The sequence below is a fragment of the Sphingopyxis sp. BE259 genome (genome assembly GCF_031457495.1).
Taxonomy (GTDB): domain Bacteria; phylum Pseudomonadota; class Alphaproteobacteria; order Sphingomonadales; family Sphingomonadaceae; genus Sphingopyxis.
The window spans coordinates 1,945,390-1,964,480 of record NZ_JAVDWM010000001.1 but is presented as its reverse complement, the minus strand read 5'-3'; the positions used below and the strand labels follow the sequence as shown (position 1 = coordinate 1,964,480).

Genomic DNA, 19,091 nt, shown 5'->3' with positions numbered 1-19,091 from the left:
CTCAGCCGATCGTCACGACAGTGTCGCTGGTAAATTCATAAGGCGGCACGACCAGGTTGGTCGGCGCCGGGCCTTTGCGGATGCGCGCCGCGGTGTCGTAGTGCGACCCGTGGCACGGGCAGAAGTAACCGCCGAAATCGCCCTTGTTCTCGCCTTCGGCAGCGCCGAGCGGCACGCAGCCCAGATGAGTGCAGACGCCGAGCGTGATCAGCCAGTTTTCCTTGCCGGGCTTGGTCCGTTCGTCGATCGTCTGCGGGTCGCGCAGGTCGCTGAGCGGCACGGCCTTTGCCTCGGCAATTTCCTTTGCCACCAAGTTGCGCACGAACACCGGCTGCTTGCGCCAGCTGGTCTTGATCGCCTGACCCGGCTGGATCGCCGAAATGTCGATTTCGGTCGTCGACAGCGCAAGGACGTCGGCCGAAGGGTTCATCTGGTTGACCAGCGGCATCACAACCGCCACGGCGCCAACCCCGGCAAAACTCACGGCCGCAATATTGATAAAGTCGCGGCGCCGCACGCCATCTTCGATGCCGGCATTGAGTTCGGATTCACTGGCCATTCGACTGCCCTTGCATGGGTGAACTGATAAAAGCTCTCGAAGGAATGGCCGTCTCTGTTGCACGCGCACGAAAGCGCACAACCCGGCGGCCCCTCCGGGAATTGCGGGCCTGATAGCCGCACATCAGGGGCTTGCCAACAGGCAATTTCCCCTTCTTTCACCGCATCGTCGCATCCCCGCGAAGCCCCTCGATTCCACAACCGCGCCCCGCTATGGCGATGCGATGGAAATCGCCCTGTTTCAGCCGGATATCGCCGGCAATGTCGGCACGACCTTGCGCACCGCCGCCTGTTTCGGGGTGCCCGCGCATATCATCGAGCCGTGCGGGTTTCCTTTCTCCGACGGCGCGTTGAAGCGCGCCGGAATGGACTATGCGGTGCGCGCCGATGTGCGCCGTCACGCGGACTGGACCGGCTTTCGCGACTGGAGCGCGGGCGCCGGGCAGCGGTTGGTGTTGCTAACCACCGCGGGCGCGACGCCCCTGCCCGACTTTGTTTTCTCGCCAGGCGACGTGCTGTTGCTTGGCGCCGAATCCTCGGGCGTGCCGCACTATGTCCATGACGCGGTCGCGGCGCGGGTCGCGATTCCGATGCAGGCGGGTTTTCGCTCCTTGAATGTCGCGGTCGCGGCTGGCATCGCGCTCGCCGAAGCGCTCAGGCAAACGAAAGGCTTTCCGGCATGATCTCGCTCGACCCGCAACAACAGACCGCGCGTAGCTGGTTCGAATCGCTGCGCGACCGGATATGCGCCGAATTTGAAGCGATCGAGGCCGAGGCCGGCAGCGACGCGCGCTTTGCCTATACACCGTGGGACCGCGAGGCCGACGGGCTGGACGTCGGAGAAGGCGGCGGCGGGGTGCGCGGCGTGATGACCGGCCAGGTGTTCGAGAAAGTGGGGGTCAATGTCTCGACCGTCGGCGGCCAGTTTGCCCCCGACTTCGCCGCGTCGATCCACGGCGCCGGCGACGACCCCAGCTTTTTCGCCACCGGGATCAGCCTGGTCGCGCATATGGCGAACCCGCACGTCCCCGCGGTCCATATGAATACGCGGTTCCTGGTCACCACTAAACGCTGGTTCGGTGGCGGCGCCGATCTTAACCCGCCGATTCCGTATCAGGAGGACACCGACGCTTTCCACGCGCGGCTGCGTGCCGCCTGCGCGCCCTTTGGTCCTGACGTCTATGAACGCTATGCCAAATGGGCCGAGGACTATTTCTATATCCCGCACCGCGGCGTCCACCGCGGCGTCGGCGGCATTTTTTACGATCATCTCGAATGCGGCGATGACGCCGAGTTCGACCGCAATTTCCAGCTCACGCAAGCGGTCGGCGAGGCCTTCCTCGACGTCTTTCCACAGATCGTGCGGCGCCGGATGAACCAGTCCTTCGTCGATGCCGACCGCGAGGAGCAATTGATCTGGCGCGGGCGTTACGCCGAATTCAACCTGGTCTATGACCGCGGCACATTGTTCGGGCTCAAGACCGGCGGCAACATCGATGCGATCCTGATGAGCCTGCCCCCACTCGCCAAATGGAGCTGAGATAGCAAAAGGGCGCCCCGTTCCCGGCGCGCCCTTTCGTGTCCTTGACCGTCAAAGCCTCAGGTGAAGACCTGGCTCACATCGTCCTGGCCCAGCGCGCGATAGATGCCCGCGGGAATGGCGACGGTGAAATAGGCCATCGGAATGCTGATCAACACCGTCATCAGGATCACGGTGCCGAAACCAGGAACGCCGCCGCCCATCACCATCGACTGGAATGCCGAACCGACGATCAATCCCAGGATGATCGCAATGACCAGGATCACCGCGCCGATCAGCAGGAAATAGCCTGCGATCCGCCATTGCCCCTCTGACGTCATCGCCCAGCTGCGCTTCATCGCTTCGAACGGCAGATATTCCTCGCGGTCCGCCATCGACGGCGCCGTGCAGCACAGCCGCGCCGCCAGCCATAGCAGCAGCAGGGCGATCACAACGATGAACAGAATGCCCAGGCCGCCCGCACCGCCGCCGCCGCCCATCATCGGTCCCATCGAACCCAGAGCGTAGGAACCGAACACCGCCAGCAGCAGGAACAGGATAGCCAGAAACCCGAACAGCGCCGGATACATGATCACGAAACACAGCAGCAGCAACAGGATGAACGGCAATGCCACCCACGGCGAGATCGCATAAGCGAGCAATCCCGCGACGATCAGCGTCCCGATCAACAGCCCGACCAGCACCAGCGCCGCGATCATGCCAAAGCGCAAACCGCCCGCCAGATCATCGCCGTTCGATCCGAGGCCGAGCCGCCACGAAGTGAAATAGCTGCCGAACTGCAGGACATAGGACAACAGCGACACGACAAGGATGCCTATGCCCATGCCGGCCATCATCGACGGGTCGGCCATCATTGCGGGATTGAGCGCGTTCGCCATCGGATTGCCGACGATGACCCATTGCAGCGCCAGCGGAATGATGATGCCAACCGCGATCAATGCTATCGCGTGGTTGGCGGCATGGCCGCTGAAAAAGCTGGTCGCATTGGACCAGGCCTGACCGATACTGAACCGATTCATTTTCGTTTCTCCCCCCTATCGAAACCAGTGATTTCCGCTCAAACGACCTCTCTTATCGAAATGTCTCCTGCGCCCCGGCCAGCGACAATTGACGATAGGCGGCGCCGGTGATCGCCAGCGACACCAGCGATCCGATCGTGCCGACGAATGCTTCGACGAGCCCGACGACCATGCGGCCAGCCCCGTCGCCGCCGCCAGCGACGATACCGATCACGCCGCCGATAATCAGCGCCGCGATCACGAACACGACGATGACCAGGAACATGAACAGAAAAATGCGCCAGCCATTGCCCTTGGTCACCGCGAGGCTGCCCTGCAGCGCGGATAGTGGGTTATAGACCGTCTGGTCGGCGATGATCGGCGATATGACGGCAAAGCGTCCCCAGAAATAGGCTGCCAGACCGGCAAACAGGATCAGCCCGACCAGCAGCAGCAACCCGCCGCCGACGCCGCCCAAAGCAACGCCGGGGACGAGCAGGATCGTCGCCGCCAGGGCGAGCATGACGATCAGCAACAGCTGCACCGCGATCATCGTCGGCACCATCTTCAACGCAAACATCAGCGCGTCGCCGACACTTGTGCCGGTCCGCGACAGCCAGAGCCGCAGGATGCCGACACCGCCCACCGCGGCAATCACCCCGATCGCCAGCTGATAAGGCAGCATTTCACGCCCCATCTGCTGGAACGCCGCCATGATCTGATCCATCGATGCCCCCGCCGCGGGCTCGATCGGCGCCGGTCCGAACCAGCTCATCGCCAGATTGGGCAGGAACAGGAACACCGCGGCAATCGTGCCGGTCAGGGGCAGATGCGAACGCAACAGGACCATCGTGTCGTCCCAAGCCGCGCCCATGTCGAATTTTACCATTGATACCCCGTCATTTTTTGTGCCCCGATTGGACGAAAGTGACGATCTTCGCGCCCGATGTCCAGCCCCGTTGCTCTCGCGGGATGCGCCGCCCCTTGCACGCGGCGCTTCGGCAAGGCAGGAAGCCGGCGCGATGCCCAGTTTGCCGACGCCCGAATGGACCCTGTCTACCGGTCTGACCGACTATGCCGCGGCGCTTGCCGATATGGAAGCGCGCGCCGCCGCCATTCATGCCGGCACGGCGCATGAACGTATCTGGCTGCTCGAACATCCGCCGCTCTACACGGCCGGCACAAGCGCCGATCCCGCCGAACTGCTCGATCCGCGCTTTCCGGTTTATGACGCAGGCCGCGGCGGGCGTTATACCTATCATGGCCCGGGCCAGCGGGTCGGCTATGCCCAGCTCGATCTGGCCCGGCGCGGGCGCGATGTGCGTGCTTATGTGTCCGCGCTCGAAGGCTGGGTGATCGATGCGCTTGCGCTGCTCGACGTCGAGGCGCGGCGTGCCGAGGGACGTATCGGCATCTGGACCGACGACGCCGATGGCCGCGAAGCAAAAATCGGCGCGATCGGAGTGCGGGTGAAACGCTGGGTGACGCTGCACGGTTTTTCGCTGAACGTCGCGCCCGACCTGACGCATTTTGGCGGCATCGTGCCGTGCGGCATCGCCGAGTTTCCGGTCACCAGCCTCGCCGCGCTGGGCAAATCGGCGTCCTTCGCCGAACTCGACGCAGCGCTCGCCCGCGCCCTGCCCGCCTTTCTCGACAAGCTCCCGTCGAGCGATTAGGGACGGAGCATGACCCGCACTATCCTCGCTTCGCTCCCGCTTTTCGTCCTCGCCGCCTGCGGCAGCAGCGACCCGGCGGGAAACACGACCACCAAGCTCGACGCGGTCGAGGTGCAGCCGGGGTCGGTCAGCGATTCGATGATCATCCTCGATAACGCGAGCGTCGACGGCACCGCGGTCGACAACAGCGTTCCCGATGACGGGACCAACAAGGAAGCGGCAAAGACCGACGAGGCGAGCGCCGAGGATGAAAGCGCCGACGGCGACGACGAAGAAAATCCTGACGCCGTCCCTATTCCCGCCGCGAAAAAGGCGATCACCGCCGACACCCCCACCAAGAAGGGCGACTGACGCCTAGCGCAGCCCCAGGCTCTTGTGCGTCTGGAGCGAGAGCCGCCAGCGCGGGTCGGCCATCACCAGATCGATGCAGTGCTGCACATTCTCTGCCGCGTTCGGATCGTCGAGCGGCTGGACCAGCCGATGCGTGAAATCCAGCGCCGCGAGCCCCGCAACGTCGCTGCCCGGCTGCGGCCACACCAGCTTCAGCTCGTCGCCGCAGGTCTGCACCAGATCGCTGCCTGCCTTCGGACTGACGCAGATCCAGTCGATGCTGCGCGGTACCGCCAACGTCCCGTTGGTCTCGATCGCGATGGTGAAGCCCTGGGTATGGAGCGCGTCGATCAGCGCCGCATCGACCTGCAACATCGGTTCGCCGCCAGTCAGCACGACATAACGATCGTCGTCGCCCTGCCCCCAGCATTCGGCGACCACCGCCGCGAGCGCCGCGGCGTCGCGATATTTGCCGCCCAGCGTCCCGTCGGTGCCGACAAAATCGGTGTCGCAGAATTTGCAGATCGCCTTGCCGCGATCCTGCTCGCGCCCCGTCCACAAATTACAGCCGGCAAAGCGGCAGAACACCGCCCGGCGCCCCGCCTGCGCGCCTTCGCCTTGCAGGGTCAGGAAAATCTCTTTGACCGCGTAAGTCATATGTCAGGCGCTATCGGCATAGCGCGTCGGATCGATCAGCCCCGCGTCGGCAAAGCCTTTGCTCCGCAAGCGGCAGCTATCGCAATATCCGCAATGCAGCCCCGCGGGCGTCGGGTCGTAACACGACCAGCTCATCCCGGCGTCCATCCCCAGTCGCGCCGCCTCGGCGGCGATGTCCGCCTTGGTCATATGCTGAAGCGGGGCGTGGATATGGAAATCGACGCCTTGGTCGCCGTCGCGGGTCGCGAGCCGTGCCAGATTTTCGAACCCTGCTATAAAATCGGGGCGGCAATCGGGATAGCCCGAATAATCGAGCGCGTTGACCCCGATGACGATGTCCTGCGTCCGCCGCGCCTCGGCCAGCCCCAGCGTCAGCGACAGGAAAATCAGGTTGCGCGCCGGAACGTAAGTGACCGGCACATCGCTGCCGACTCCGTCCTTTGGCACGTCGATGTCGGCGGTCAGCGCCGAACCGCCGAACCGGCGCAGGTCGAGCGGCAGAACGATATGTTCGGCCGCACCGACCTCCGCCGCGATCCGGGCCGCCGATTCCAGCTCGACACGGTGGCGCTGGTTATAGTCAATCGTCAGCGCGACGATCCGCGCGCCGGCCTCGCGCGCAAGCCCCGCGCAGACCATCGAGTCGAGGCCGCCCGACAACAGGACGATCAAAGTTTTTCCGGCTAGTTCGTGCATCGGCGCCCGATACGCCCGCTCTGATAGCCGCGCAAGAGGCGGCCCGCTGCGGTGCTCCAAAAGAAATGGGCCGCGCGACGATCGTCACACGGCCCAGTGCGGCATGTAAGCCGTTAGGGAGAAGGACACACATCGGTGTGCCACCCCTTCCAATTAGACGAGGATGGTTAACAACCGGTTAGCGCCGCACGATGTTTCAGCATGGCCCCGCGCGGCGCGCTTCAATCGCCTGCGAAAAGGGTTTGCCGTCGGCAATGCCCTGCGTGTCGATCTGAACCAGCCGGTTCGTTTCGCTGCGAATGCTGGTGCGGCCATGACCGGCACCGGGGCAGGTATAATGGACCGTCACCGATTTGGGGGTGTCCTCGATGATATAGCGCGAACAATTCGCCCGCGGATGCTGGATCTGGATCATCCGGCGCGCGTCGCCAACACACACCGTCTGAAAAACTGCTTCGCTACCGCGTTCGCGCAGCTGCCAGCTGCCCTTTTCCAGCCGGTCGAGCATCGCCAGCGACGGCGCTTGCGCGGGCACTGCGGTCGCGCCCGCCAGCGCGGACGCGGCAAGAGAGTATCGTAAAATGGGAGCGAAGATCGCCATTATCACCTATCCATCGGACGCCCGAATGCGGGCGGGAATGCGACCCCGTTTCGATAGAGATAACAATCGCGCACGGCTATTTCAACCGCTTGGCGCTATACTAGACCGTTTCGTCGTCAATTCGGCACAGAAATCTCACCCAGCGGGATGGGAAAAATGCGCGAGCAGAAGGCGCAATCGACGACAATCTGTCCGCTTTCGTCGGCCATATCGACCCGCTCGGTTTCCGGAAATTGCGCGAGCACACCAGCGAAATAGTCGGTGCTGCAACGGCAACCGCGCGACACTGCGACACCCGGCTCGACCCGCACCTCATCCTCATGGAACAGCCGCCACGCCAGCGTTTCCAGCGAATGAGCGGGGTCGGTCAGTTCCTCAGGCTTCAACGTCGCGGCAATCGTCCGCGCATGGTCCCATTCCGGATTGTCGTGGCGGACGTGCAGCCGGTCGCGGCCGACCTCACCCTCGGGCAGATGTTGCAGCAGCAAGCCGCCCGCGACGCAGCCCGCCTCGGCATCGTGCCGCGCGGCCAGGCGGATCAGGCTCGAAATCTGTTCGGACTGCTCGAAATAATGTTCCGCCGCCTCGCCGATCGACGCGCCTTCCAGCGGGACGATGCCCTGATAACGCTCCGCCGTCGCCGTCTGGTCGAAAGTGATCGCGAGGAACCCCTCGCCGAACAGCGCGAACAATGTCGGGTCGGGACCGACTGCCGCCAGCCGCTCGGCATCAAATTTCAAATAACCGCGCAACTCGCCGCCGCGATAATCGCACACCAGCAATTCGACGGGGCCACCGCCGGTCTGCGCCTGCAACGTCATCTGCCCGCCATCGGCCTTCAGCGTCGAGCCGAGCAGCACGGTCAGCACCAGCGCTTCCGCGAGCAGTTTTTCGGCCACCGGCGGGTAGCTGTGCGCCGCCATGATCGTATTGAGCACGGGCCCCAGCCGCACAAACCGTCCGCGCACATGACGCGCTGCGATTGTGAAGACCAGCGGCTGGTCGAACCAGGTTTCGATGATCTCGTCGCTCACAATGTCGAACTCACAGCTTGCCGAGCGCCCAGAGCAGGATCGATTTCTGCGCGTGGACGCGGTTTTCGGCCTCGTCCCAAACCCGCGACTGCGGGCCGTCGATCACCGCGTCGACCACCTCGTCGCCGCGATGCGCGGGCAGGCAATGGAGGAAGATCGCGTCACTCTTGGCGCCCGCCATCAACCGCTCGTCGACCTGGAACGGCGCCATCGCCGCGACCTTGTTGTGCGCATGATCCTGCCCCATCGACACCCAGGTGTCGGTGACGACCAGGTCGGCGCCGGCGACCGCTTCGCGCGCGTCGGCCACGATGTCGATCCGTGCACCCTTGGCGCGCGCGCCCTCGACAAAACTGGCGTCGGGTTCATAGCCTTGCGGACAGCCGGCGCGGACGTTGAAGCCGAACAGCCCCGCCGCCTCGATCAGCGACGACAGCACATTGTTGCCGTCGCCAAGCCACGCCAGTTCCAGCCCCGGCAATGCCTTGCCCTGTTCGACAATCGTCAGCAGGTCGGCGACGATCTGGCACGGGTGCGATAGATCGGTCAGGCCGTTGATCACCGGGACGCTCGCATATTCGGCAAGCTCCTCGATCTTGGCGTGATCGTCGGTGCGGATCATGATCGCGTCGGCATAGCGCGACAACACGCGCGCTGTGTCGGCGATCGTCTCGCCCCGACCAAGCTGTGTCGTTCCCGCGTCGAGGATCATCGGCACGCCACCGAGCTGACGGATCGCGATGTCGAACGAGGCGCGGGTGCGCGTCGAATTCTTTTCGAACACCATCGCCAGCACATGATCGGCCAGCGGCGCGTCGGCGTCGAGTTTCGCCTTCGGCCAGCCCACGCGCCCCGCCTTGCGGTCGGTCGCATCGGCGATCATCGCCGCAATCGCGTCGCCGCCCGCGTCTGACAAGTTCAGGAAATTCGGCATCACGCCCTCCGTTCGGCTGGAACGGAAACCATCAGGACTCGGGCGGCGTATAGCTCGCCGCGCCCGCCGACAATTTCTCGATGCATTCGTCGATATGGCTCTGTTCGATGTTGAGCGGGGGCAGAATGCGGATCACATTGTCGCCCGCCGCCACCGTCAGCAGGCCATGATTATCGCGTAAATGCGCCACGAACGCGCGGCTGTCGCTCTTCATCTTGACGCCCAGCATCAACCCCATGCCGCGGACGCTTTCGAAAAGCTGGTCATGGTTCGGGATCAGCTGTTCGAGCGCGCCGCGCAGGCGCTCGCCGGTCGTCTTGACCCCGTCGAGAAAGCCTTCCTCCAGTACGACGTCGAGCACCGCCTGCCCCGCGGCGCACGCCAACGGGTTACCGCCATAGGTCGACCCATGCGTGCCAATAACCATCCCGCGCGCGGCCTTTTCGGTCGCGAGGCACGCACCCATCGGGAAACCGCCGCCGATGCCCTTGGCGCTCGCCATGATGTCGGGCGTGACGCCGAATTCCTGGTAGGCATAGAGCGAGCCGGTGCGCGCAACGCCGCACTGGACCTCGTCGAACACCAGCATCAGGTCGCGCTCGTTACAGATGTCGCGCAGTCCTTGCAGAAACGGCTGCGATGCGGGACGGATGCCGCCCTCGCCCTGGATCGGTTCGATCAGGAAACCGGCGGTATTGTCATCGACCAGGTCGAGCGCGGCGTTGAGGTCGTCGAACGGCGCATAGGCAAAGCCGGGCAGCAACGGATCGAAACCCTTGCGCAGCTTTTCCTGATTGGTCGCGGAGATTGTACCGAGCGTCCGACCGTGGAAGGCATTGTTGAAGGTGATAAGGGTGTGCTTGTGCGCGTTGCCCGCACTCGAGTGATAAGCGCGCGCGGTCTTGATCGCGCACTCGACCGCCTCGGCGCCCGAGTTGGTCAGGAACACCGTATCGGCAAAGGTATTGTCGACCAGCCGCGCAGCATAGGCCTCACCCTGCGGGCTGCCATACAGGTTCGACACGTGCATCAGCGTCGCTGCCTGCTCCTGAATCGCCTTCGTGAGGTGCGGATGACCATGGCCGAGCAGGTTGACCGCGATGCCGCTGGCGAAATCCAGATAGCGTTCGCCGCGCTCGCCGATCAGATAGGCGCCCTCGCCGCGCACCGGACGCACACCGCACCGGGGGTAAACGGGCATCAGCGGCGTGATCGACATGGCAGGCACCTTTCAGGCAAAAGTAAAAAGGCGACCCCGCTGGGCCGCCCTTGGTCGGGCCGCCCCTATACTGCCGCAGCGCGAGGTGCGTCAACACGGGGCGGTCAGAGCCGCTGGGCCGCTTCCATCGTGAGTGCCAGTGATTGTTTGCGCGCCTCATGGTCGTACATCGACGATGCGATAACCACCTCGTCGACGCCGGTCCGCGCGACGAACGCCTGCAACCCTGCCGCGACATCATCGGCCGTACCAACCGCCGAACATTGCAGGACATGGTCAAGGATCGCGCGCGCGTTGGGCGGCAGGCTGTCCTTGTAACCTGCCAACGGCGGTTTCATCTTGCCGGGGTTGCCGGTGCGCAGCGCGACGAACGCCTGCTGCTGCGACGAGGCGAGCAGTTCCGCTTCCTCGCGCGTGTCGGCGGCGAACGAATTGAACGCCGCGGCGACATAAGGTTCGGCTAGCTGGGCTGACGGCTTGAACTGGCGGCGGTAGATGTCGAGCGCCTCGTCGAGCGCGTCGGGGGCGAAGTGGCTGGCGAAGGCATAGGGCAGCCCGAGCATCGCCGCCAGTTGCGCGCCAAAGGTGCTCGACCCCAATATCCATAGCGGGATATGCGTGCCCGCCCCCGGCACCGCGACAATGCCAAGCTGTTCGTCGCCCGCCAGAAACGCCTGCAACTCCAGCACATCCTGCGGAAACTGGCGCTCGTCGCTGGCGAGGGTGCGGCGCAGCGCGCGCGCAACGCGCTGGTCGGAGCCCGGCGCGCGGCCGAGGCCAAGGTCGATGCGGCCGGGGAACAGCGCCTCGAGAGTCCCGAATTGTTCGGCGATCACCATCGGCGCATGGTTGGGCAGCATGATGCCCGCCGACCCGACGCGGATCGTCGAGGTCGCCTGTCCGATATGCGCCAGCACCACCGCGGTCGCCGCGCTGGCGATCCCCGCCATGCCATGATGTTCGGCGACCCAATAGCGCTGGTAGCCGAGCGCCTCGGCATGGCGGGCGAGGTCGGCGGCGTTGGCGAGCGATTGGGCAATCGTGCCGGTCTCGGTGACGGGCACGAGGTCGAGGAAGGAAAGTTTCGTCATGAAACGGATATGCGGTCGGGACGCCTGCTGTTCAACCTCTCATGTCGTCATTGCGAGCGAAGCGAAGCAATCCAGAGCGGTTTACGCTACTCTGGATTGCCGCGTCGCCTTCGGCTCCTCGCAATGACGAAGCTTTGGATTTTACGCCCGCTCATCCTTTGTCGAATCCATCACCACATAAGTGCTGATCGAATGCACCTGCGGCAGCACCCCCAGCACTTCGGTGTGGAAATGCTTGTATGCCGCCAGATCGGCCGTTTCGATCCGCAGCAGATATTCGATCGCGCCGGTAACATTGTGACACTCGCGCACTTCGGGCGCGCCCGCCATTGCCGCCTCGAAATCGGCCTGCGCCTTCTTGGTGTGGGTCGACAGCCCGACGGTGACATAGGCGAGGAAGCCCATCCCCAGCTTCGCCGGATCGATGGTGGCGCGATAGCCGGTGATTACACCGCTCCGCTCCAGCTCCTGCACCCGCCGCAAGCATGCCGAGGGCGACAGCCCGACCCGCTCGGCAAGTTCGAGGTTCGAGATTCGCCCGTCCTGCGACAGTTCGCGCAATATTTTTCGGGATATATCGTCCATCTTGCTCATAGATTGCAGATGATAAGCAATCGACGCCATTCTTTGCAACCCGTGCCTCGCAGAAACGCATTATGTTGCGCGCATGAACCAGACCACGTTCCTCGCCCTCTCCGCCTTCGCCCTCGTCTCGTCGATCACCCCGGGGCCGAACAATATGATGCTGATGGCGTCGGGCGCCAATTTTGGCCTGCGCCGCACGGTGCCGCACGCGCTTGGGGTCGGCATCGGCTTTACGCTGATGATCATCCTGGTCGGCCTCGGCCTGATGGGATTGTTCGATCTTTTCCCGGTCCTCAATACCGTCCTCAAGATCGTCAGCGTGGTCTATCTGCTGTGGCTGGCGTGGAAGATCGCCAATGCCGCAGCCCCCGACACCACAAGCGGCGCGCGCAGCAAGCCGATGACCCTTGTCCAGGCGATGCTGTTCCAGTGGGTCAATCCCAAGGCGTGGTCGATGGCACTGACCGCAATCGCGCTCTACGCCCCCGACCGCAATCTGGGCGCGGTGCTGCTCGTCGCCGTGATCTTTGGCCTGATCAACCTGCCCTCGACCAGCCTGTGGGCGGTGATGGGTCAGGTGCTGCGCGGCTGGCTGTCCAGCCCGGCGCGGCTGCGCGCATTCAACTGGACGATGGCGGCCTTGCTGGTGGGGTCGCTGGCGTTGCTGATCTGATTGCAAGGTTGCGGTTCGCAACCTATGCACGGCGCTCCCCTCTTCTGACCGGAGAACAGAGCCATGCAGAGTCGCCGTCTTGGCAAGAGCGCCATCCATGTGTCCGACATCTGCATGGGGACGATGACCTTTGGCAGCCAGACCGACGAGGCCGACGCGTTCCGCATCCTCGACCGCTGCTTTGACGCGGGGATCAATTTCTACGACACGGCGGAAGGCTATCCGGTGCCGCCCGACATCAAATGGGTCGGCCGCACCGAGGAGATCGTCGGCCGCTGGCTGAAGACCAAGCCGCGCGACGCGATCATCCTCGCGACCAAGGTGTCGGGGCCGAGCCATGTGTGGTTCAAATCGCCGTGCCGCAATGGCATGACCGCTCTGGACAAGCACAATATTTTCAAGGCGATCGACGACAGCCTGACGCGGCTGCAAACCGACTATGTCGACCTCTATCAGACCCACTGGCCCGACCATGATGCGCCCTATGACGAGATCATGGACGCGCTCGACGAGCTCGTTCGCGTCGGCAAGGTCCGCATCCTCGGCTGCTCGAACGAAACGAGCTGGGGGCTGATGAAATCGCTCGCCGCGTCGGAAAAACTGGGCGCGGCGCGCTATCACACGATCCAGAATAATTTCAGCCTCAACAACCGCCGCTTCGAGGACGAATTGAAGCAGGTTTGCCGTCAGGAGGGCGTCAGCCTGATCCCCTATTCGCCGCTCGCCGGCGGGGTGCTCTCGGGCAAATATCAGGGCGGTGCCACGCCAGAGGGCGCGCGGTTCTCGCGCTATCTGAGGATGGAGGGGCGGCAAGCCGCGATGGGGCGCCGCTTCGTCAACGAAAAGAGCCTCGCCGCGACCGCACGTTATCTCCAAATCGCCGCCGACGCCGGGCTGCACCCGGTGACGATGGCGACCGCCTGGTCGAAACAGCATGATTTCGTCGCCTCGACGATCGTCGGGGTCAGCGCCGACGATCAGGTCCAGCCGATCCTCGATGCGATGGATCTGGTGCTGAGTGATGAGGTGATGACCGCGCTGCATCAGGTCAGCAAGGACATCCTCTATCCGATGGGCTGAACGACTTGTGCAGCCCCCCGCGGCTGCTAATCTTGACCGAAATTCAGTAAGGAACCCTGCCATGTCCCCCGCCCGCCGCGCATTCTTCGCCCTCGCCGCCTTTTCCGCTACCATCGGCGTTGCGCACGCCGCCAACCCAACGATGTTCCGCGATGCCGGGTGCGGCTGCTGCCTCAAATGGCTGGAGCAGGTGAAGGCGTCGTTCGGGCAGAAAGCGGTGATCATCAATTCGGCCGACATGACCGCGGTCAAGGACAAGCAAGGCGTGCCGGCGGCGCTGCGCAGCTGCCACACCGTGCTGGTCGGCGGCTATGTGATCGAGGGGCATGTCCCCGCCAAAGAAATCGCCCGTCTGCTCCGCGAAAAGCCCAAGGGCGTCAAAGGCCTGGCGGTCGCGGGGATGCCGATGGGCTCGCCGGGGATGGAGCATGGCGACCACCGCGAGGCGTATAAGGTGATGACCTTTGGCAGCGGCGGCCAGCGCGTTTATGCGAGCTATGCTGCGAGCGGCGGCGGCCACGCGCATTGATCGGCACAGCCCAACTCCTTTTCCGTTCGTGTCGAGCGAAGTCGAGACACCTATCCTTGGCGCAATCCGTCACGGTGTCTCGAGTTCGCTCGACACGAACGGACTGGAGAGCGGACTACAAACTCGCCTTGAACAATTCCAGCATCCGCCCCCACGCCTTCTCCGCCGCGGCCTCGTTATAGGCGCGGCCGTCGGGCGGGCACCAACCGTGCATCGCGCCTGCATACACCTCGACCTCATGCCACTGCTTGCGCGGTTCGAGCACCGCTTTCAGCAAGACCTTTTCGTTCGGCGTTTCCTTGTCGTCGTTGTCGGCGATCGCGAATAGATAGCCCGCCTTGGTGCCGGGGATCAGCAGATGCGGGCTGTCGGGTTTGTCGGTGCCGACCCCGCCGCCATGGAAACTCGCCGCCGCGCCGACGCGGTCGGGTTTCAGCGCCGCCGTATAGATCGTCATCGCGCCGCCCATGCAATAGCCAGTGGTGGCGAGCTTGCGCCTTGCATCGACCTCTTTCTGCGCGTCGAGAAAGGCGAGATGGGCGATCGCATCGGTCTCGACCGCGGGCCGGTTCAACTGTTTGAGATAGCCGAACAGCTTTTCGCGCACCGCGGGATTGCTCCAATCATTCGCGGCATCGACGACGGGCGACTTCTGCCAGCGGTAGAAGGGATTCACGCACAGCACCGCATAGCCCTCACCCGCCAGCCGGTCGGCCATCTGACGAAACGCGGGACGCAGGCCGCGGATGTCGGGCCAGATCAGCACGCCCGGATGCTTGCCGCTGGTCGGCGCGACGAAATAGGCGTCGCATAGCCCCGCCGCGGTTGTAATCTCGACGTCGCGCCCCTTCACCGGCTGGCCCGCCATCGCGCGCGCCGGCAGTGCGGCGATCAAGGCGCCGGCCCCGGCCAGCACGGCAAAGCTGCGGCGGCCTACCGCCATCCCGGCGCGGTCAAGATCGGCTTCGGTATCTTCGGTGCACATGGCTCTCTCCTCAACAGAGCGCGAGGCTAATCCAGCCCAGACTGATAGGACAGCGGTTTTTGAACCGCCCCAGATCGACCGCGAGCAAGGTCAAAAGAGCATAGCGATATCGTCGAAGCTCGGCGCCACATGATGCACCCCGACCGCGCGCAGCATTTCACCATGCGCGGCGCGATCGACGATATGCCCCGCGCCGCAAAAACCGACCACGGTCATTCCCGCCGCCAGTGCCGCCAACGCCCCGGTCGGCGAATCCTCGATCGCGAGGCAGCGCGCCGGATCGGCGCCCAGCCCCTTCGCAGCGGCGAGGTAGATGTCGGGGAACGGCTTGCCGCGATCCCAGCCGTCGGCGCTATACACATGGCCCGCGAAATGATGGTCCAGCCCGAACAATCCGAGCGCCCAGCCGATATATTCGGCGCGGCTTGATGAGGCGATCGCGCGCGGCACCGGCCCCAGCGTGTCGAGAAAAGCGGGCGCCCCCGGAACCGCATCGAAGCCCTCCATAAAGCGCGCCCGTGCGCGTATCCGGTGCGTCTCGCGAAAGTCTGCCGGCAGCGGACGGCCAAAGCGCGCCTCGATCCGCCGCTGCGTCTCCTGCCAGTTATGGCCGTAATAATCGCGCAGGCACTCGTCGTAGGTTGTCTGCATCCCGATCGCCGTCAGGCTCTCGGCCAGCGACATGTTCGCGCGCACCTCGCTGTCGGCAATGACGCCGTCGAAATCGAAAATGACCGCGGCAAAGCTCATGGCAATCCTACAATCTTCATACTTCGCCCCTAGAGCCTGCACCAACAGGAGACACCCCATGAAATTCATCGAGCTCAAGTCGCGCGGCGGCAATTATCTGGTCGTCGCCGAAAATGTCGCCTGGCTCCGCGACTATGAAAACGGCCAGACGCAAGTCGGCATGGTCGGCGGCGCCCCGCTGCTGGTCGCCGGCAAGATCGAGGACATCGCGGCGTCGATTCTGGCGCAGGCGAATGCGGCCACTTAGTCGCTTTATCAGGGCATAACCGCCGCGTCGCGGACGAAACCCCAGGCTCCCTCACCCGACCAGCCACGTCCATCGGGAAAGCTGAGCTTCAATCCGCTGAGCTGCACCGGATCGAACAGCCGCATGTTGACGCCCATCATATCGACCGCGCCGCCCATGCGCTCGATCAAGCCGTCGGTCGCCGACCAGTGCGTCGTGCATCCGCAAGTCGGACAGAAATGCAGATCCGAATTGGGGTTCGCACGATCGGCGCGATTATAGGTGCGCGTCGCACCCTCGATCACCAGATCACGCGGCGAAAAATAGGCCCAGAGGATGCCGTGCGAGAAGCAGAGCGAGCAATTGCACTCGGCAATCTCGTCAGGCGCACGGGCAAGGCGAACCGAGACGGCGCCGCAGTGACAATTCGCCGCCCAGCTCACTCCACCGTCACCGACTTCGCCAGATTGCGCGGCTGATCGACGTCCGTCCCCTTCGCGACTGCCACATGGTACGCCAGCAACTGCACCGGCACCGCGTAGACCAGCGGCGCGATCAGCGGGTGGACCTTGGGCATTTCAATCGTCGCCATGCAGCCGTCACCCGCTTCGGCGATGCCCTCGGCGTCGCTGATCAGCACGACCTTGCCGCCGCGCGCCATCACTTCGTGCATGTTGCTGACGGTTTTTTCAAACAAAGGTCCGCTGGGCGCGAGGACGATGACCGGAACCGATTCGTCGATCAGCGCGATCGGGCCGTGCTTCATTTCACCCGACGCATAGCCTTCGGCATGAATGTAGCTGATTTCCTTGAGTTTCAGCGCGCCTTCCATCGCCAACGGATAGTCGGGGCCGCGGCCAAGGTAGAGGACGTCGCGCGCCGGGGCGACAAGATGCGCCATTGCCGCGATGTCTTCGTCATGCGCCAGTGCGGCGTTAAGCGCCGCGGGTGCCTCGATCAGATGCTCGACGATCTCATGCTCGTCCGCCGCGCTGAGCTTGCCCTTTTTGAGCGCGAGATGTGCGGCGAGCGCCGCCAGCACCGCGAGTTGGCAAGTGAAGGCCTTGGTCGATGCGACGCCGATCTCGGGACCGGCGTGGGTCGGCAACAACAGGTCGGCCTCGCGCGCCATGCTGCTGGTCGGCACGTTGACCACGACGGCGATCGTCTGGCCATTCGCCTTGCAATGGCGCAGGGCCGCGAGCGTGTCGGCGGTCTCGCCCGATTGCGAAATGAACAGCGCGAGCCCGCCGGGTTGCAGCACCGGGTCGCGGTAGCGGAACTCCGACGCGACATCGATATCGACCGGCACCCGCGCAAAGGTTTCGAACCAATATTTGGCGACCATGCCCGCGTAGAAGCTGGTGCCGCAGGCGACGATGGTGATGCGGTCGATTTTCGACAGATCGAAATCCATCTGCGGCAGCGCGACGGTCTGTTCGAGCGGGCGGATGTAGGACGACAGCGTCTGCGCTACCACCGTCGGCTGCTCGAAAATTTCTTTCTGCATGAAGTGGCGGTAATTGCCCTTTTCGACCGCCGATGCCGTGACACCCGACGTCGTGATCTCGCGCGTTACGGCGTTGTTCGCGCTGTCATAAATCTGCGCCCCATCGCGCGTGATGACGACCCAGTCGCCTTCCTCAAGATAGGCGATTTTCTGCGTCAGCGGCGCGAGCGCCAGCGCATCCGAGCCGAGATAGGTCTCCCCCTCGCCATAGCCAACGACCAGCGGCGAGCCGAGCCGCGCGCCGATCAACAGGTCGGGATGCTGGCGAAAGGCGATGGCGAGCGCGAACGCGCCGCGGAGCTGCGGCAGAACCGCCTGCACTGCGTCCTGCGGCGACAGCCCCGCTTCGACCTGTTCGGACACCAGATGGGCGACAACCTCGGTATCGGTCTCGCTCTCGAACCGGCGCCCGCGCGCTGTCAGCGCCTCGCGGAGCGGCTTGAAATTCTCGATGATCCCGTTGTGGACCAACGCGACTTCGCCCGTCGCATGCGGGTGCGCGTTGCTTGTCGTCGGTGCGCCGTGGGTCGCCCAGCGGGTGTGCGCGATGCCGACGGTGCCCGGCGCGGGATTGCCCGCCAATTCCTTGACCAGATTGCCCAGCTTGCCCTCGGCGCGGCGGCGGATCAGCTGGCCGCGTTCGACCGTGCAGACGCCGGCGCTGTCATAGCCGCGATACTCCATGCGCTTGAGGCCGTCCACAAGGCGATCGGCGACCTGATCCTTGCCGATAATTCCGATAATTCCGCACATTTATTTTGCCTTCGATCCGACTTTGTAAGGAACACGGATGCCGGGCATTTCTGCCGGGAAATCCTTGGTATTTCTTGTCACGAGAATACGGCCAGAAACCTGTGCCGAAGCGAGGATGATGGCATCGGGCGATTTCAGCGATTTGCGCTGATGGCGAAGCGCCGCAGCGCGTCGCGCGATTTCTTCGTCAATTTCACTCATCGCAAAGAGACGCAGAAACTCCTCGGTCTCAGCCGCGGCATTGTCGGGAACGCCCGACATAACCTCAATCCATGTCATCCGGCTGATCCATGCGCGGGTGACGCCACGCACCTCGGCCCATGCTGCCGGGCGATGATGCAGCATATCAATGACAATATTGGTATCGAAAAAGCGCTCGCTCACGCGGCGCTGCGTTTCTTTTTGGGTGGCGCAATGTCACCGACATCGGGCCATTCGTCGCGCAACCGGCGCTCATATTCCAGACCATCGACACGCGAGCCGTGCCGCTCCCACAGACCAAAATATTTCTCGAAGCCTTGTTTGGAACCTGCATCTAGATAATTCTGGATGGCTTCCCGCAAAACGGCCGCGCGCGATTTGCCGTCACGTCGCGCAATAGCGTCGAGCCGCTTCACGTCTTCGTTCGGAACTTCGGTGAGAATGCGAGTCATGATATAATGATAT

At 63.9% G+C, this 19,091-nt stretch carries 25 protein-coding genes; 8 read left to right on the top strand and 17 right to left on the bottom strand.

The genetic code is table 11. The features are described 5' to 3' along the window. Position 1: 1 nt before the first annotated feature. Positions 2–559, bottom strand: a complete 558-nt coding sequence (petA, locus tag J2X44_RS09525; protein ID WP_310089272.1) for a ubiquinol-cytochrome c reductase iron-sulfur subunit — start codon at positions 557–559, stop codon at positions 2–4. Positions 560–782: 223 nt separating this feature from the next. Here petA and J2X44_RS09520 point away from each other — a divergent pair, with 223 nt between their 5' ends. Further along, positions 783–1,241, top strand: coding sequence for a tRNA (cytidine(34)-2'-O)-methyltransferase (locus J2X44_RS09520; RefSeq protein ID WP_310089270.1), 459 nt, complete (start codon positions 783–785; stop codon positions 1,239–1,241). Further along, positions 1,238–2,098 carry an oxygen-dependent coproporphyrinogen oxidase gene (gene hemF, locus J2X44_RS09515; RefSeq protein ID WP_310089268.1) on the top strand — a complete coding sequence of 287 codons (861 nt, stop codon included), beginning with the start codon at positions 1,238–1,240 and terminating at the stop codon, positions 2,096–2,098. Before J2X44_RS09520 ends, hemF begins: the two co-directional genes overlap by 4 nt. A gap of 59 nt (positions 2,099–2,157) precedes the next feature. Here the strand turns inward: hemF and J2X44_RS09510 are convergent, their stop codons facing one another. Beyond that, on the bottom strand, positions 2,158–3,117 hold the full coding sequence (locus J2X44_RS09510) for a glycerophosphoryl diester phosphodiesterase membrane domain-containing protein (RefSeq protein ID WP_310089267.1): 960 nt from the start codon (positions 3,115–3,117) through the stop codon (positions 2,158–2,160). A 52-nt stretch (positions 3,118–3,169) separates the two neighbouring features. Beyond that, positions 3,170–3,985, bottom strand: coding sequence for a hypothetical protein (locus J2X44_RS09505; protein WP_310089266.1), 816 nt, complete (start codon positions 3,983–3,985; stop codon positions 3,170–3,172). 133 nt (positions 3,986–4,118) lie between these two features. On the opposite strand from J2X44_RS09505, the gene lipB reads away from it, so the two are divergent. Beyond that, positions 4,119–4,772, top strand: coding sequence for a lipoyl(octanoyl) transferase LipB (gene lipB, locus J2X44_RS09500; RefSeq protein ID WP_310089265.1), 654 nt, complete (start codon positions 4,119–4,121; stop codon positions 4,770–4,772). Between the two features lie 9 nt (positions 4,773–4,781). Further along, positions 4,782–5,123, top strand: a complete 342-nt coding sequence (locus tag J2X44_RS09495; RefSeq protein WP_310089264.1) for a hypothetical protein — start codon at positions 4,782–4,784, stop codon at positions 5,121–5,123. A 3-nt stretch (positions 5,124–5,126) separates the two neighbouring features. On the opposite strand, the gene queE is transcribed toward J2X44_RS09495, so the two are convergent. The 8 genes from queE to J2X44_RS09455 all read right to left on the bottom strand — a co-directional run bounded on the left by queE (position 5,127) and on the right by J2X44_RS09455 (position 11,958). Beyond that, the gene (gene queE / locus J2X44_RS09490) at positions 5,127–5,759 is read right to left on the bottom strand and encodes a 7-carboxy-7-deazaguanine synthase (RefSeq protein ID WP_310089263.1); all 633 of its coding nucleotides are present in this window, start codon (positions 5,757–5,759) and stop codon (positions 5,127–5,129) included. A 3-nt stretch (positions 5,760–5,762) separates the two neighbouring features. After that, a complete protein-coding gene (gene queC / locus J2X44_RS09485; RefSeq protein ID WP_310089262.1) occupies positions 5,763–6,455 on the bottom strand; it encodes a 7-cyano-7-deazaguanine synthase QueC in 693 nt (230 codons plus the stop codon). Positions 6,456–6,651: 196 nt separating this feature from the next. Continuing rightward, positions 6,652–7,056: a hypothetical protein gene (locus J2X44_RS09480; protein WP_310089260.1), complete on the bottom strand. Its 405-nt coding sequence runs from the start codon at positions 7,054–7,056 to the stop codon at positions 6,652–6,654. 116 nt (positions 7,057–7,172) lie between these two features. Then, complete coding sequence (locus J2X44_RS09475; protein ID WP_310089259.1) at positions 7,173–8,090, bottom strand: Hsp33 family molecular chaperone HslO; 918 nt, start codon at positions 8,088–8,090, stop codon at positions 7,173–7,175. A 10-nt stretch (positions 8,091–8,100) separates the two neighbouring features. Then, on the bottom strand, positions 8,101–9,027 hold the full coding sequence (gene argF / locus J2X44_RS09470) for an ornithine carbamoyltransferase (protein ID WP_310089258.1): 927 nt from the start codon (positions 9,025–9,027) through the stop codon (positions 8,101–8,103). 28 nt (positions 9,028–9,055) lie between these two features. Continuing rightward, the gene (locus J2X44_RS09465) at positions 9,056–10,243 is read right to left on the bottom strand and encodes an aspartate aminotransferase family protein (RefSeq protein ID WP_310089257.1); all 1,188 of its coding nucleotides are present in this window, start codon (positions 10,241–10,243) and stop codon (positions 9,056–9,058) included. A 104-nt stretch (positions 10,244–10,347) separates the two neighbouring features. Then, positions 10,348–11,334 (bottom strand): LLM class flavin-dependent oxidoreductase, encoded by a 987-nt coding sequence (locus J2X44_RS09460; RefSeq protein WP_310089256.1) that lies wholly within the window; start codon positions 11,332–11,334, stop codon positions 10,348–10,350. Positions 11,335–11,475: 141 nt separating this feature from the next. Next, complete coding sequence (locus tag J2X44_RS09455) at positions 11,476–11,958, bottom strand: Lrp/AsnC family transcriptional regulator (RefSeq protein WP_310089255.1); 483 nt, start codon at positions 11,956–11,958, stop codon at positions 11,476–11,478. A 43-nt stretch (positions 11,959–12,001) separates the two neighbouring features. Here J2X44_RS09455 and J2X44_RS09450 point away from each other — a divergent pair, with 43 nt between their 5' ends. The 3 genes from J2X44_RS09450 to J2X44_RS09440 all read left to right on the top strand — a co-directional run bounded on the left by J2X44_RS09450 (position 12,002) and on the right by J2X44_RS09440 (position 14,201). Continuing rightward, positions 12,002–12,592 (top strand): LysE family translocator, encoded by a 591-nt coding sequence (locus tag J2X44_RS09450; RefSeq protein ID WP_310089254.1) that lies wholly within the window; start codon positions 12,002–12,004, stop codon positions 12,590–12,592. Positions 12,593–12,655: 63 nt separating this feature from the next. After that, positions 12,656–13,672 (top strand): aldo/keto reductase, encoded by a 1,017-nt coding sequence (locus tag J2X44_RS09445; RefSeq protein ID WP_310089253.1) that lies wholly within the window; start codon positions 12,656–12,658, stop codon positions 13,670–13,672. 61 nt (positions 13,673–13,733) lie between these two features. Continuing rightward, positions 13,734–14,201 (top strand): DUF411 domain-containing protein, encoded by a 468-nt coding sequence (locus J2X44_RS09440; protein WP_310089252.1) that lies wholly within the window; start codon positions 13,734–13,736, stop codon positions 14,199–14,201. Positions 14,202–14,316: 115 nt separating this feature from the next. Here J2X44_RS09440 and J2X44_RS09435 read toward each other — a convergent pair whose 3' ends face one another. Together J2X44_RS09435 and J2X44_RS09430 are read right to left on the bottom strand one after the other, a co-directional pair. After that, the gene (locus tag J2X44_RS09435) at positions 14,317–15,186 is read right to left on the bottom strand and encodes a dienelactone hydrolase family protein (protein WP_310089251.1); all 870 of its coding nucleotides are present in this window, start codon (positions 15,184–15,186) and stop codon (positions 14,317–14,319) included. A 90-nt stretch (positions 15,187–15,276) separates the two neighbouring features. Next, entirely contained in the window at positions 15,277–15,936 is a 660-nt protein-coding gene (locus J2X44_RS09430; protein WP_310089250.1) for an HAD family phosphatase, read from the bottom strand. A 58-nt stretch (positions 15,937–15,994) separates the two neighbouring features. Between J2X44_RS09430 and J2X44_RS09425 the strand changes: the two genes are divergently transcribed. After that, on the top strand, positions 15,995–16,183 hold the full coding sequence (locus J2X44_RS09425; RefSeq protein WP_310089249.1) for a hypothetical protein: 189 nt from the start codon (positions 15,995–15,997) through the stop codon (positions 16,181–16,183). 8 nt (positions 16,184–16,191) lie between these two features. On the opposite strand, the gene J2X44_RS09420 is transcribed toward J2X44_RS09425, so the two are convergent. Genes J2X44_RS09420 through J2X44_RS09405 form a run of 4 tightly spaced genes read right to left on the bottom strand, consistent with a single transcriptional unit; the run spans position 16,192 to position 19,078 of the window. Further along, a complete protein-coding gene (locus tag J2X44_RS09420; RefSeq protein ID WP_310089248.1) occupies positions 16,192–16,605 on the bottom strand; it encodes an aldehyde-activating protein in 414 nt (137 codons plus the stop codon). Then, a complete protein-coding gene (gene glmS / locus J2X44_RS09415) occupies positions 16,602–18,425 on the bottom strand; it encodes a glutamine--fructose-6-phosphate transaminase (isomerizing) (RefSeq protein ID WP_310089247.1) in 1,824 nt (607 codons plus the stop codon). Before glmS ends, J2X44_RS09420 begins: the two co-directional genes overlap by 4 nt. Continuing rightward, positions 18,426–18,809, bottom strand: a complete 384-nt coding sequence (locus J2X44_RS09410) for a type II toxin-antitoxin system VapC family toxin (RefSeq protein WP_310089246.1) — start codon at positions 18,807–18,809, stop codon at positions 18,426–18,428. Continuing rightward, positions 18,806–19,078 carry a ribbon-helix-helix protein, CopG family gene (locus J2X44_RS09405; RefSeq protein ID WP_310089245.1) on the bottom strand — a complete coding sequence of 91 codons (273 nt, stop codon included), beginning with the start codon at positions 19,076–19,078 and terminating at the stop codon, positions 18,806–18,808. Before J2X44_RS09405 ends, J2X44_RS09410 begins: the two co-directional genes overlap by 4 nt. Positions 19,079–19,091: the final 13 nt, after the last annotated feature.